The sequence below is a fragment of the Oleidesulfovibrio alaskensis DSM 16109 genome (assembly GCF_000482745.1).
Taxonomy (GTDB): domain Bacteria; phylum Desulfobacterota; class Desulfovibrionia; order Desulfovibrionales; family Desulfovibrionaceae; genus Oleidesulfovibrio; species Oleidesulfovibrio alaskensis.
In genome coordinates this window covers 454,015-467,765 of record NZ_AXWQ01000004.1, presented here as the reverse complement: position 1 = coordinate 467,765, position 13,751 = coordinate 454,015, and the positions used below count along the sequence as shown (strand labels likewise).

Annotated in this window: 10 protein-coding genes; 7 read left to right on the top strand and 3 right to left on the bottom strand. The window is 58.2% G+C overall.

Features of this window, described 5'->3' with window-relative positions; translation table 11 throughout:
• Positions 1-101: 101 nt before the first annotated feature.
• Together uvrA and H586_RS0102425 are read left to right on the top strand one after the other, a co-directional pair.
• A complete protein-coding gene (uvrA, locus tag H586_RS0102440; protein ID WP_027181272.1) occupies positions 102-2,882 on the top strand; it encodes an excinuclease ABC subunit UvrA in 2,781 nt (926 codons plus the stop codon).
• Positions 2,883-3,427: 545 nt separating this feature from the next.
• Positions 3,428-4,747 (top strand): NYN domain-containing protein, encoded by a 1,320-nt coding sequence (locus tag H586_RS0102425; protein ID WP_011368346.1) that lies wholly within the window; start codon positions 3,428-3,430, stop codon positions 4,745-4,747.
• Between the two features lie 218 nt (positions 4,748-4,965).
• On the opposite strand, the gene msrA is transcribed toward H586_RS0102425, so the two are convergent.
• Together msrA and H586_RS0102410 are read right to left on the bottom strand one after the other, a co-directional pair.
• Positions 4,966-5,607 (bottom strand): peptide-methionine (S)-S-oxide reductase MsrA, encoded by a 642-nt coding sequence (gene msrA / locus H586_RS0102415; protein ID WP_027181269.1) that lies wholly within the window; start codon positions 5,605-5,607, stop codon positions 4,966-4,968.
• 103 nt (positions 5,608-5,710) lie between these two features.
• Complete coding sequence (locus tag H586_RS0102410) at positions 5,711-6,679, bottom strand: phosphotransferase (protein ID WP_027181268.1); 969 nt, start codon at positions 6,677-6,679, stop codon at positions 5,711-5,713.
• Between the two features lie 163 nt (positions 6,680-6,842).
• Between H586_RS0102410 and H586_RS0102400 the strand changes: the two genes are divergently transcribed.
• On the top strand, positions 6,843-8,270 hold the full coding sequence (locus H586_RS0102400) for a DEAD/DEAH box helicase (protein ID WP_011368342.1): 1,428 nt from the start codon (positions 6,843-6,845) through the stop codon (positions 8,268-8,270).
• 89 nt (positions 8,271-8,359) lie between these two features.
• Positions 8,360-8,851, top strand: coding sequence for a YajQ family cyclic di-GMP-binding protein (locus H586_RS0102395; RefSeq protein ID WP_011368341.1), 492 nt, complete (start codon positions 8,360-8,362; stop codon positions 8,849-8,851).
• Positions 8,852-8,955: 104 nt separating this feature from the next.
• On the opposite strand, the gene H586_RS0102390 is transcribed toward H586_RS0102395, so the two are convergent.
• A complete protein-coding gene (locus H586_RS0102390; RefSeq protein ID WP_027181267.1) occupies positions 8,956-9,360 on the bottom strand; it encodes a hypothetical protein in 405 nt (134 codons plus the stop codon).
• A 153-nt stretch (positions 9,361-9,513) separates the two neighbouring features.
• Between H586_RS0102390 and H586_RS0102385 the strand changes: the two genes are divergently transcribed.
• From H586_RS0102385 to groES, 3 genes are all read left to right on the top strand, one after another.
• Positions 9,514-11,451 carry an ATP-binding cassette domain-containing protein gene (locus H586_RS0102385; protein WP_027181266.1) on the top strand — a complete coding sequence of 646 codons (1,938 nt, stop codon included), beginning with the start codon at positions 9,514-9,516 and terminating at the stop codon, positions 11,449-11,451.
• Between the two features lie 301 nt (positions 11,452-11,752).
• Positions 11,753-13,078: a Na+/H+ antiporter NhaC family protein gene (locus H586_RS0102380; protein WP_011368338.1), complete on the top strand. Its 1,326-nt coding sequence runs from the start codon at positions 11,753-11,755 to the stop codon at positions 13,076-13,078.
• 369 nt (positions 13,079-13,447) lie between these two features.
• Complete coding sequence (groES, locus tag H586_RS0102375; RefSeq protein ID WP_011368337.1) at positions 13,448-13,735, top strand: co-chaperone GroES; 288 nt, start codon at positions 13,448-13,450, stop codon at positions 13,733-13,735.
• Positions 13,736-13,751: the final 16 nt, after the last annotated feature.

The following is a 13,751-nucleotide window of genomic DNA, read 5'->3' as shown; positions in this document are numbered from 1 at the left end:
AAAAACATTCATCCCTTGCTCTTCTATTGTAAGGCATTATCATTAAGCGTCCGGCGCCGGAATATTCTCAGGGCGCCGCTTAATGCGCACACGGAGAATTCATGAGCAAACCCTGCATTCATATAGAAGGTGCCCGTCAGCACAACCTGAAAAACCTGACGCTGGATATTCCCAGAGACGAACTGGTCGTAGTCTGCGGTCCGTCCGGTTCGGGCAAATCCACCCTTGCGTTCGACCTTGTCTATGCCGAAGGGCAGCGGCGTTATGTGGAATCGCTTTCCGCCTATGCGCGTCAGTTTCTGCCCCAGATGGACAAGCCTGATGTGGATAAGATCGAGGGGTTGTCTCCGGCCATATCGCTGGAACAGCAGTCCACTTCGCGTAACCCGCGTTCCACAGTAGGAACAGTGACCGAGGTGTACGACTTTCTGCGTGTTTTTTATGCCCGGCTGGGCATGATGTATTGCCCCAAGTGCGGCAAGCCCATTGCCGCGCGTGCCGCGGACGAGATCATCGCCGATATTCTGTCCATGGAGCAGGGCACCAAGTTCATGGTCATGGCGCCTTTGGTGGAACACCAGAAGGGAACGCATGCAGACAGGCTTAAAAGGCTGAAAGCACAAGGCTTTGTGCGTGTCCGGCTGAACGGCGAAGTTATGACGCTGGACGAGGTGCCGGCTCTTGAAAAAAACAAAAAGCATTCCATTGATCTGGTGGTGGACCGGCTGGTGCTTAAAGACGGCATACGGGGACGCCTTGCGGATTCTGTGGAACTGGCTCTGCGTTTTGGCGAGGGGCGACTTATCGTCAGTATTCCCGGCGGGGCAGAACAGGTGCACAGCACCGAATCTGTGTGCCCCACCTGCAAGCTCAGCCTGCCGCCGCTCAGCCCGCAGCTTTTTTCATTCAACAGCCCGCAAGGGGCGTGTCCGCGGTGTTCCGGTATAGGCAGCATCGATTATTTCGAGCCCAATCTTCTCGCCCCCAACAAGGGCCTGTCGCTTGCGTCCGGCGGCCTGCTGCCGTGGAAAAATCCTAAAGTATTCGAGCGGTACAAACCTGCTCTTGAAGCGCTGGGCAAAGAACTGGGGTTTGCTGCCGACACGCCGTTTCGCGAGTATTCCGAAAAGGCGTGGAATGCCTTGTTTCACGGAGAAAAGGAGACCGGCTGGCCGGGAGTGGTTCTGCTGCTGGAAAGGGGAATGCAGCTGGGCAGCCAGTGGCGTGACGAACTTTCGCGGTACCGGCAGTCGCATCCGTGTCCGGCATGTGACGGCGCGCGGCTGAAACCGGAAGCACTGGCCGTCCGAGTGGACGATCTGAATATTTCGCAGTTCTGCTCATTGTCCATAACCCGTGCGCTTGAATGGCTGCGCGGGCGTGATTTCAGACAATCGCAGGCGGTCATTGCCGAGCCGCTGCTCAAGGAACTGACTCACCGCCTCGGGTTCATGGAGAATGTGGGGCTTGATTATATTTCGCTGGGCCGCAACATGTCCACGCTGTCCGGCGGAGAAGCTCAGCGCATCAGGCTGGCTTCGCAGCTGGGATCCGGTCTTGTGGGGGTTACCTATGTGCTGGACGAACCCTCCATCGGCCTGCACCCCAAGGATAATGAGCGGCTCATCCGTACGCTGCGCAGCCTGCAGAAGAGGGGCAATACCGTACTTGTGGTGGAACACGACGAAGCCACCATTCTGGAAGCCGACACGGTGGTGGAACTGGGCCCCGGTTCGGGAATGCTCGGCGGCGAAATAGTGTTCAACGGCAGTGTGAAGTCGTTGCTGAGCGATTCGGATTCGCTGACGGCCCGCTATCTGCGGGGCGAGATGACCATCCCGCTGCCGGAAAAGCGGCGGCAGGGCAGCGGCAGCATTGTCCTGCGCGGGGTGACCACCAACAATCTGCAGGATATCGATTGTGAAATTCCTCTGGGGGCGCTTACCTGCGTCACCGGTCCTTCCGGATCGGGCAAAAGCTCGCTTGTGGTTGATTCGCTGTACAAGCATATCGCACTGCATCAGTCCATCAAAGTGGACAGCCCCGGGCAGATACGGGGCATAGACGGGCTGGAGAACATCGAACGGCTGGTGGCCATCGACCAGACGCCCATCGGGCGTACTCCACGCTCCAACCCCGCCACCTACACAAAGATATTTGATGAAATCCGCAATATTTTTGCCATGACGCCCGATGCCCGCAAACGCGGTTACAAACCGGGGCGGTTCAGCTTCAACGTGCGCGGCGGGCGGTGCGAAGCCTGCGGCGGCGACGGGCAGATACGTGTGGAGATGCATTTTCTGCCCGATATCTATGTGACCTGCGATGTATGCGGTGGCAAGCGCTATAACCATGAAACGCTTGAAGTCCGTTACAAGGGTATGAACATTGCCGATGTGCTGGGCATGACTGTGCGTCAGGCAAAGGCGTTTTTTGAAAATTACCCTGCGCTTGAAAGACGGCTTGCCGTGCTTGAGGATGTGGGGCTTGAATATCTGCGGCTGGGGCAGCCTGCCACCACGTTGTCCGGCGGCGAGGCCCAGCGGATCAAGATTTCGCGGGAACTGGGCAAACGCAGTCTGCCCGGCACGCTGTATATTCTTGACGAACCGACAACAGGTCTGCACATGCACGAGGTCGGCAAACTTATCCGGGTGCTGCATCAGCTGGTGGACAGAGGTGCCACGGTGGTTGTCATCGAGCATAACACCGATGTCATCATGGCGGCGGACACTGTCATCGATCTGGGGCCGGGCGGGGGTGAATACGGAGGGCGTATTGTTTCCAGCGGTACTCCCGAAGAAATCATGGCCGATCCGGCTTCTGTTACAGGAAGTTTTTTGAAGCACGAGGCCGTGGCGGTCAAGGCGGCAGGGCGCTAGCGGCCCGCCTGTCTGTGTTCCGGCGTAATCCGGCGCCGCAGCGGAAATTCCGCTGCGGCGCTTTTTTGTGTGCTGCAGAAAAGGGACGCGCGGGTGGATTGCATTGCAGCGTGCGGGCTGTGTGTAAAAAACAGCTGAAGAAAGCCTGCCGTGCAGAGTGCGCGCTGCAGGGCAGGCTGCATATGATATAATATGGCAGTCCGGCGGGGGCGGAAATTCTGTATGAGAGTGTCCGATCATTTTATAACGGGTTGCACTGCAGTAATGTTGTCAGCGTGCGGTTGCTTACAGCGCCGGATGCACTGCGGCCATGATTGCTGTACAAGGCTGCCGGTTGCGGGAATGCGGAGCGGCAGTCAGCATAAGCCGCGGGCAGTGGTGCCACCGGCAGATACAGGCGGTATCGCAGATATGTTTGTCATGACGGCGGAACACTGCTATGGTATGTATCTGTTTTACGCTTGCCCGGTGTATATGCTTTGATATAAGCATACGCCCCCGCTTATGTATGTTGCTTGCTTATTTTTTATTTGTCTGGAGTGTCGATGAAAACATCTGGTAGTATTAAAGAAGTTTACAGTGCTTTGTTTGTTGACTTTGATAACATTTACACCCGCCTTGCAGAACAGGACCCCCAGTACGGGTATCTTTTTGCCACCGACCCGCAGCGCTGGATGCGCTGGCTGGAGCACCATGCGCTGCGTATGCTGCATGGCGATGGCGTGCGGCGGCGCATACTTAAACGGTGCTGTTATCTTAATCCGCAGATATTTCAAGATTTCAGGCCGCATTTTGTTCGTAATGCCTTCAGCGTCACAGACTGTCCTCCCCTGACGAAACAGGGTAAGACCAGCGCGGACATCCATCTGGTCATAGATGCTCTGGATGCTCTGTCGCACCCCACCTATTTTGATGAGTTCATCATTCTGTCCGGCGATGCCGATTTTACCCCGCTGCTTATACGCTTGCGCGAACATGCGCGCAAAACGCTGGTGCTCTCGGTGGGGTTCACATCGCCGGCGTATGCGGCCGCCAGTGCCTGGCGCATACGCGAAGATATGTTTATCGGCGAAGCCCTGCGCGATGCCGAGCCGGAAAGCTATCCGGCCAGAGTGGTGCGCCCGGCTGATGTGGATGAGATGGTGCGGCGCGGAGCTCAGGTGGTGCGTAACTATATGCAGAAGCAGCCCAAACCCGTACCGTTGGCGGTTCTGGCCTATCTGGTGCGTAAAGAGCTGGGACTGGACCATGAATGGATGGGATTGGGTAAATTCATGCCGTTTCTTGAACGCATGAATCTGACGGAATACACGCATTCACAGCAGGTGCCCGGCTATCTGTACGACCCGCAGCGACACGAACCGCCGGATGAAGACGAAAATATCGCCGCGTTCAGGAGCAAATATCCGGATCTTTATGATTTTGCGCAAAAGGTACATCGCAAGACAGACCACCCCGTACTGATGCCCGAGCATTTCATGGGCCTGCTGCACTGTATTGCCGATGAACTGGAGGAAAATGCCTTCTCGCTGACGCAGACATCGCGCAATGTGCGTGACCGTTGTGTCCGCAAGGGGCTGCCCGTGGCACGCTCACATGTCAACTGGCTGCTGGTGGGCATTGCCCGCGGGGGGTACCGGTTCGGCGAACATTCGCCCGAAAGCGTGAAGGAAATGGCCAAGTCCGCCATCCGCAATGCATACGACCTGCTCAGTCTGGCTGACTGGAAACTGAACCGTAATGAAGAGTACCTGCTTATGTCGTGGCTGTATCCCAAATGCGCAGCCGGAGATATGTGGGCGGATGAAGATGCTGAAGACCGTGACGCGGCGTGTGCGGAACGTGCGGAGTATTATGACGAGTAGCCGTTCCGGTGCGACGACTGGAGTATTTACGGTTTTCAGCGGCGACCGGCGGCTGAATGCTGCCGCGTTGCTGCGTCCATCGGGTCCGGTGTGAGCGGCGCAGGACACAGTCTGCTGCTGTTGCCGACGTTTTGCACGCTGCGTGCGGAATCGCCGCAGCTGCCATCGTAACAGACGCAGGCCGGAGGCATATCTCTCCGGCCTGCTTTTTTTGTCGCTCAGCGTTTGTCGTGCAGTTCTTCCAGCCGCTGGTCGCGTCCGCAGCTGAAGCGGTAGAACTTATAACGCACGGGGTTCTTGCGGTAGTAGTCCTGATGGTAGTCTTCGGCCTGCCAGAAATCCTGTGCGGGCAGGATTTCAGTGGCGGGGGCTTTGTCAAGGCTGCCGTCCTGCAGACCGTGCGCCACGGAACGCAGGGCTGCTTCTTTCTGCCCGTCGTCGTGCCAGAAAACGGCGGACCGGTATTGATCGCCTCTGTCGCAGAACTGGCCCGATGCATCATAAGGGTCTATGTTACGCCAGAAAATGGTCAGCAGTGTGTCATAGCTGACCTGACGCGGATCAAAGACCACACGCAGCGCTTCGTAGTGTCCTGTGCCGCCTGCGGAAACCTGTTCATAGCTCGGATGTTCCGTGTGGCCGCCGGTATAGCCTGAAATTGTTTCAAGCACTCCGGGAGTCCGGTCAAAGGGCGGTTCCATGCACCAGAAGCATCCGCCGGCAAATGTGGCATACGCCAGCCCCTCCGGCGGAGAGTCCGGCAGCTTGCCGGGCGGCAGTTTTGCTGTGGCGTACAGCGTCGTGAGCGGTATGATGATGAGTGCGGCAGCCAGTATTATTCCCGGGAAATGACGGAGCATGAGTCCTCCTGCGGTTGCGGCGGCAAAATTCTGCCTTGTGTGGTCAGAGGGTACCCGTATGTACCACACGAGGTTGTTTTTTGCACGCCTGCACAGGCAGATGCTAGCCTGCCCACAGCCTGCCCAGCCTTGCTCCGTTATCCAGCAGAATGTTCAGGTATTCTGTTTCCATGTGCAGCATTTCCATGTCGTTACGGCGCAGCCATTCGCTTACCCATGCAAAGCGCAGGGCTACCATATGGGCAGGCAGGCTTTTTATTTCTTCGGCGGAAAGCACATTGTTGCGCAGCAGACCGGCCATCAGCGCCAGCACAAAATCTTTTTCCAGAGCGCTCGGGTGCTCGAAACCAGCGCAGCCGGCACAGTTTGACACATCGTACAGCACGTCCTTGAGACCGCAGAATTCCCAGTCTATAACACCGGCGATGGCCTGCACACAGGGGGCATCTGCCTGTGGCCGCGTATTCCATATGATGTTCACCGGATGCAGGTCGCCGTGGGCCAGCGCGGGCCGCACCGGACGTGCAGCCGCCGCGGCGGCGTGCCGGGCAGGTTCCGCCAGCGAGCGGTGGCACCGGGGATGGCGGGCGGCCATGGTTTGCATCAGCGAATCGATGTAGGCGGATAACGGAGGAGTGGGCGCCGCCATGACGGATTCTGACTGCTTACCTGCAGTCTGCAGACCATGTATGAAGGCCGCGGCTGCCTCTCCGCGCCATGCGTGGTCAATGTATTCAGGTCTGGGCAGAGGACTGCCGGTGATGAACGGACTGAGCTGCCATGCGGCACCGCGGACGCGGGCTATGAATGACGGAGCGTTTTTTCTGCCTGCCGCCAGCGCAGCCGGACTGTGCACGGCACATGTTCCAGCCGCATGCAGAGAATGCAGCAGTGCGGCCACGGATTCTCTGTGCGGTGCCTGCGCGGCTGCCAGACGTTCAAGCAGCCACAGTCTGCCGAGGGTGTCTTCTATGACGGTGCGTTCTATGCAGCGTTCCGGACTGCCCGGTATGGCATGTTCGTCCGCTATGCGTGCGGCAGTGATATTCCACTGGTTCAGGATGTCGTTCATGATATTTTCCTGCCGGAGGTTCCAGCGTGCCCACAGTGCCCTGCGTTGCGGCGGGTGTCCAGAAAAAAGAACCGCAGACGTGGTGCGTTGCGTCCGGAGGCCCGACGGGGTATGCTGCCGGTCTTCCGCTCATGAACTTGATCATGTCAAAACAGGAGCTGCTGTGAGCTTTGCCCGTTTTTCCCTGCATCCTGCGCTGATTGAAGCGGTGTCGGCCAGAGGTTTTGTCAACCCTACGCCGATACAGGAAAAAGCCTTGCCGCCCGCGCTGGCAGGTCAGGACATACTGGGACTGGCGGCAACGGGAACAGGGAAGACCGCGGCCTTTGTGCTGCCGCTGCTGCACCGTCTTCTTTTGCAGGGCGAAAGTGCCCGCGGCACCTTGCGTGCGCTGGTTGTGGCCCCTACGCGCGAGCTGGTGGCGCAGATTCATGAAGAAGTGAAAACTCTGGCCCGTTTCTGCCGGTTGCGTTCTGCCACTGTGTACGGCGGTGTGGGCATGCACGCTCAGACCGTGCAGCTGCGTACCGGAGTGGACATTGTGCTGGCCTGTCCCGGCAGACTTCTGGACCACGTACGCAGAGGTCATGCCGATCTGTCTCATGTGGACATGCTTGTGCTGGATGAAGCCGATATGATGTTTGACATGGGCTTTCTGTCCGATGTGCGCGAAATTCTGCATTGCACCCGCGTCCGGAAACAGACCATGCTGTTTTCTGCAACCATGCCGGCGCCGCTGCGCGAGCTGGCGGAGGAATGTCTGCGGCAGCCTGTGCGCATAGAGCTTGACACCTGCGCCATAGCCCCCACGGTGCGGCACAGCCTGTGTCCGGTGCCCAAACATCTTAAAACTCCGCTGCTCAAATATGTTCTGCGTGCTTTTGCCCGCGATTCCGTGCTGGTTTTTGTGCGCACAAGACACGGTGCACGCCGCCTGTGGCAGCAGCTGGTCAAATCGGGCATAGAGGCGACCTGCCTGCAGGGCAACCTTTCGCAGGGGCGTCGCAGAGCCGCGCTGGAAGGTTTTCGCAGGGGGACTTTCCGCGTTATGGTGGCCACGGATATCGCCGCGCGGGGTATAGATGTCTCGCAGGTGGGGTACGTGATCAATTACGATTTTCCGCCTTCGGTAGAAGCCTGCGTGCACAGGGCAGGGCGCACCGGCAGAGCCAGTAATTCCGGAGTGGCGCTGACCTTTGTGACGCAGGAAGATGAACCGCAGGTGCGCACGCTGGAACGGGTGCTTGGCGGTGCGTTGTCGCGTTGGCACGCGGAAGGCTTTGACTACAGCGCGTTGCAGCGCACGGAGGCCGCACGTCCGGCCCGCCTGCGCCGCGAACCCCGCCCGCAGCGTGTGCAGCGCGTGCGCCGCCTGCTTGAAGATGCAGCGCGCGAACAGATGGCGGCCGCCAGAAAGGTCGCTTCGCATGCGGGGCACGGGGGTGACATGCATCAGGACGGGCAGCCGGTGAAGCCTGCGTTCCGTATTGTCCCCAGAGAAGCTCCCGCGCCGCTTAAGCCTAAACCGGGGCAGTATGTGATGAAACCCCAGCCGCCGGTGATTATCCGCAAAAGACGCGGTGGTGCCTGAACCGGCGCCGGAAGCACAATCAACAGTAAAAAAAGAACAACGCCGCGGCCTGACAGGAACGCGGCGCATCAGCATAAGGGAGGAACGCCATGCCGTCTTTTGACGTGGTAAGCAAGGTTGACCTGCAGGAAGTGGACAACGTGGTCAACAACGTGAAGAAGGAAGTGGACACGCGCTACGATTTCCGCGGGTCCAATACGGAACTGAGCTTTGACAAGGGCGGGGCGTCCATCAGCATTCTTGCTTCGGATGACATGAAGATGCGTGCCGTGCAGGAAATGCTGCTGGCAAACTGTGTGCGCCGCAAAGTCGATCCCAAGTTTCTGGATTTCGGCAAGGTTGAGGCAGCCTCAAAGGGCATGGTCAAACGCAGTGTTGCTGTAAAGGACGGTATTTCCAAAGAAACCGCCCAGAAGATAGTAAAGAAAATCAAGGCAAGCAAACTGAAGGTGCAGGCCGCCATTCAGGATGATCAGGTGCGTGTGACCGGTAAAAAAATAGACGATCTGCAGGATGTGATACAGCTGCTGCGCGATGACGATTTCGGAGTGCCTCTCCAGTTTATCAACATGCGTTCATAGCACTGCACATGCTGCATCCGCGCCGGTGCGGAGGCAAGGTAAGGCGATAAACGGCGCGGCCGGCTGTGTATGCAGGGGCCGCGCCGTTTTTGGCTGCTGCCGTCTCAGTAGCGGATATCACGTACTTCGTCGGCGTAGCGTTCAAGATCGTTTTTGTCGCCTTCCTTGTGGTGTTCCGGATACAGCAGTGCAGACATGTAAAAAATGGAGCCGATGCGCAGCGCGTTGGAAGCACTCTGGGCAAAACGTTCCAGCCGTTCCCGTACGGCTCCGGCGACGGAGTCGGGCAGGGCCGCCACGCGGGCTTCCGCCAGAGCGGGCAGTTCGCTGAGCACTGTGGTTTTTTCGGCCAGCAGCCTGCGATACTCCTGCTGATCGTTTTTTTCGTGCAGCGCGTGTTCCGCTTGTTGCTCCAGCCGGCGTATCTGCCGAGCCGTATCTTCAAGAAAAGTCGACAGGGCGTCTACGGGATGCCGCGGGCGCGTTGATCCGTTATCGCTGGTGTTCATGGCGTCCTTCCTCTGGTTGATGGGTTCACGGAGTAATCGTAATCGTTCGCCGCATGTGCGGCAAGCGTTAGCAACGCTGCACAGGCAGGTGCGCTTGCCCCGGAGGGCCGCACGCGCTACAACCTGCCCGCGCATGCCGCGCAAGGAGATAGTATGGCGCTTATCAGCGTACGCGATGTTTCATTGAATCTTTACGGCCCGCAACTGCTCGAACAGGTGACTGTGCAGATAGAGCAGGGCGAACGGGTTTGCCTTATGGGGCGCAACGGACAGGGCAAGTCCACCTTTCTCAAGCTGCTTGCCGGTGTGATGCAGCCTGACTCGGGGCAGATCGTGCGCGGACAGGGGGTGCGTACGGCCTTTCTGGCACAGGACGTGCCGCAGGATATCACGGGCGATGTCTATTCCGTGGTATGCGGGGGGCTGGGCGAAGAAGGCAGGGCGCTGGCCGCATTTCACGGGGCCATGCGCCAGACCGGAACCGCGGACGACGACGGCATGGTTTCTGCCGCTCAGGCCGCGGTGGATGCTGCCTCCGGCTGGGAGCGGCATGGCGACATCATGAGCGCGCTCAACCACCTTCAGCTTGATCCGTATGCCGATTTTTCGTGTCTTTCTGGCGGGATGAAACGCCGTGCCATGCTGGCACGCGCACTGGTCAGCGATCCGGACCTGCTGCTGCTGGACGAACCCACAAACCATCTGGACATCAGTTCCATAGCATGGCTTGAAGATTTTCTGCTGCGCAGGGCCAGAGCGCTTGTGTTTGTGACACACGACAGGGCCTTTCTGCGCAGGGTGGCAAAACGCATCATCGAGCTGGACAGGGGCCGCATGGCCGACTGGAGCTGTGATTATGACACCTTTCTGGAGCGCAAACAGGCCCAGCTGGAAATAGAGGAAAAGGAATGGGCCAACTTTGATAAAAAGCTGGCGCAGGAAGAAGTGTGGATCCGGCAGGGCATAAAGGCCCGGCGTACCAGAAACATGGGGCGTGTACGCGCACTGCAGGCCATGCGGGACGAGCGGAGAAAGCGCCGCGAGCGGCAGGGCACCGTGACCATGCAGATGCAGGAGGCTGAACGCAGCGGCAAGCTGGTTATCGAGGCTGACGGCATATCCTACACCTGGCCCGACGCTCCGGCAGGCACGGCGCCGGTCATCCGCGATGCCTCGGTGCTGGTTACCAGAGGCGACAAAGTGGGCATCATCGGCCCCAACGGAGCGGGTAAGACAACGCTGCTGCGGCTGCTGCTGGGCGATCTGAAGCCGGACTGCGGCAGCATCCGGCACGGCACCAGACTGGAAATCGCCTATTTTGACCAGCTGCGCAATGTTCTGGATGATGAGGCCAGCGTACGCGAAAGCGTGGCAGGCGGTAACGACACCCTGGAGATCAACGGCGTGCGCAAGCACGTTGTGGGGTATCTGAAAGAATTTCTTTTTGAACCGGAGCGGACCATGCTGCCGGTAAAAGTGCTTTCGGGTGGCGAGCGCAACAGGTTGCTGCTGGCAAGATTGTTTGCGCGTCCTTCCAACCTGCTGGTGATGGACGAACCCACCAACGATCTGGACATGGAAACGCTGGAGCTGCTGGAGGAACTGCTGGGTGAATATTCGGGTACCGTGCTCATCGTCAGCCACGACAGAGCTTTTCTGAACAATGTGGTGACCTCTACGCTGGCATTCGAGGGCGGCGGGTGCGTGAATGAATATGTGGGCGGCTACGATGACTGGCTGCGGCAGCGCCCGCAGCCGGTGCAGGAAGAAAAGCCTGCAGCCTCCCGACAGTCCAGAACGGAGCGGCAGCAGGAAAAACCGCGCAAGCTGACGTTTAATGAACAGCGCGAACTGAAACAGCTGGAAGAAGAACTGCAGGAACTGCCGCTCCGCATGGAAGCGCTGGAAAAAGAGCAGGCGGCGGCGGAAGCCGAACTGTCAGACCCTGCATTGTATACCGGCAATCCAGAGCGCTTTGCCGTGCTTTCCGCAAGGCTGCCCGCCATTGAAGAAGAACTCATGGAACTGCTGACCCGCTGGGAAGAGGCGGAACAGCGTGCCGCCGACCTGCGCGGCATGCCCGGTCAGTAACGGTTCTGCTGCGCGGGCGGCACGGGCAGGAGCATAGTTCTGACATCCACCCGTGCGCGCATGCGCCATGACGCATTGCCATTGCTTTTGTATCAAAAAATCACCTGTGGCCGTTCCGGTGTTCCGGAGCGGCTTTTTCATTGACAGGGGGGCAGTGCTCATATATCAGTTTATCAACTTAGTTTGATATAGTGATTCACGGCGTGTGTCATCATCGTGCCAGCGCTCCGGTTGCGCCGACCGGCGAGCAGCAGTGAAGGGGCTGCCGCGCTGCCATTCCTGAACGGGGGAGGATACCACCTTGAACAGTAAACCGTCTTTTTCGGCCCTGCTGCCGCTTGTGTTTTTTCTTGCGCTGTTTATCGGCACCGGTGCCGTGCTGACGGCCAACGGCACGAAAATGGCTTTTTACCAGCTGTCCGCCGCCGTAGCCATACTGCCTGCCATCGCCTTCAGCCTGCTGCTGGGCAAACTGCGCGGCGGCCAGCGTCTGGACAAGCAGCTCGGGGTTTTCATCAGCGGCGTGGGTGACGGCAACATCATAACCATGTGCCTCATCTATCTGCTTGCCGGTGCCTTTGCTTCGGTGGCCACGGCCATCGGCGGCGTCAGTTCCACGGTCAATCTCGGGCTTGATCTTGTGCCGCCGGCCTTTGTGCTGCCCGGCCTGTTTCTTATCGGGGCTTTTGTCTCCACTGCCATGGGCACATCCATGGGCACCATAGCCGCCATTGCCCCTATTGCCGTGGGCGTGGGCGAACAGACAACCATCGGCCTGCCGCTGCTTATGGGCGCTGTGCTGGGCGGCGCCATGTTCGGCGACAACCTTTCCATGATTTCTGATACCACCATCGCCGCCACGCGTACGCAGGGCTGCGAGATGAAAGATAAATTCCGTGTAAACCTGTACATAGCCCTGCCCGCGGCCGTGCTGGCAGTGGCCGGATTCGCCCTGCTGGGTGCCGACGGCGCGGTGACTGTTTCCGGTGATTACAGCGTTATCAAAGCGCTTCCCTATATGGTTATTCTGGGCATGGCCGTGGCCGGGGTAAACGTCTTTGTGGTGCTGGCGTGCGGCATCGTGTTTACGGGCGCTGTGGGGCTGCTGACAATGCCGGAATATTCGCTGATAGGATTTTCGCAGGACATTTTTAACGGCTTCAAGGGAATGCAGGAAATCATGGTTCTTTCCATGCTGATCGGCGGTCTGGGCGAACTGATCAGAGTACAGGGCGGTATCAAGTGGCTGCTGGGCCGTATAGATGCGCTTACTGCACGCTCGCGCAGCGACAATCAGGCCCGTACCGGCGAGTTGAGCATTGCGGGGCTTGTCTCGGTGGCGGATGCCTGCACGGCAAACAACACCGTGGCCATCATTCTTTCCGGCGGTCTGGCAAAAGAGATTGCCGACAAGAACGGCATAGACCCCCGCCGCAGCGCAAGCATACTTGATATTTTCTCCTGTGTTTTTCAGGGAATCATGCCGTACGCGGCGCAGGTGCTGCTTGCCGGTTCCATAGCGGGCATATCGCCGCTGGAAGTTGTCGGCGGTAACTACTACTGCTTTATTCTTGCCGTTGTGGGGCTGCTGGCCATCATGACGGGCAGGCCCCGGATTAAATCTTAATATCAGGAATTGTTCCTGAATATGTATGTGCCACCCCCCGCCGGGGGTGGCATTTTTTTATGGAAAATATAAAAAAATAATTTTGAAAAACAGAGTGTTAACATCTTTGAGGGGCTGTGCCCGCAAAAAAAATGCAATTTACCCCTTTTCAAACCGGAAACGGGGATTATTATCCCTGCAGCTAAGCACCGCTGCATGTTGCGGTAATTGGAATAACATGCGGTGCTTCATCCGCGGCTGCCCGGCCGCTTTTTAACGTGTCTGCCCCCGCAGGTGCGTGGGTGAATGTGCTGCTTTCCTTTGGCACTCGCGTGAAGAGAGTGCTAAAAAAGGGCAAAAAGAGTTAAATAATCTGGAGGTTAGGAGAGTATGAACCTGAAGCCTTTGAACGATCGTGTGCTGGTTAAGCGCCTTGAGTCCGAAGAAAAGACCGCAGGCGGCCTGTACATTCCCGACACCGCGAAGGAAAAGCCTTCCCGTGGTGAAGTGATCGCAGTCGGCCCCGGCAAGACCGCAGACGACGGCAAGGTAATTGCCATGACCGTGAAGACCGGCGACGTGGTGCTGTTCAACAAGTACGCAGGCACCGAAGTGAAGCTGGACGGCGTTGACCATCTGGTCATGCGTGAAGACGACATTCTGGCTATCATTCAGTAACTGACTTTCCCACTGA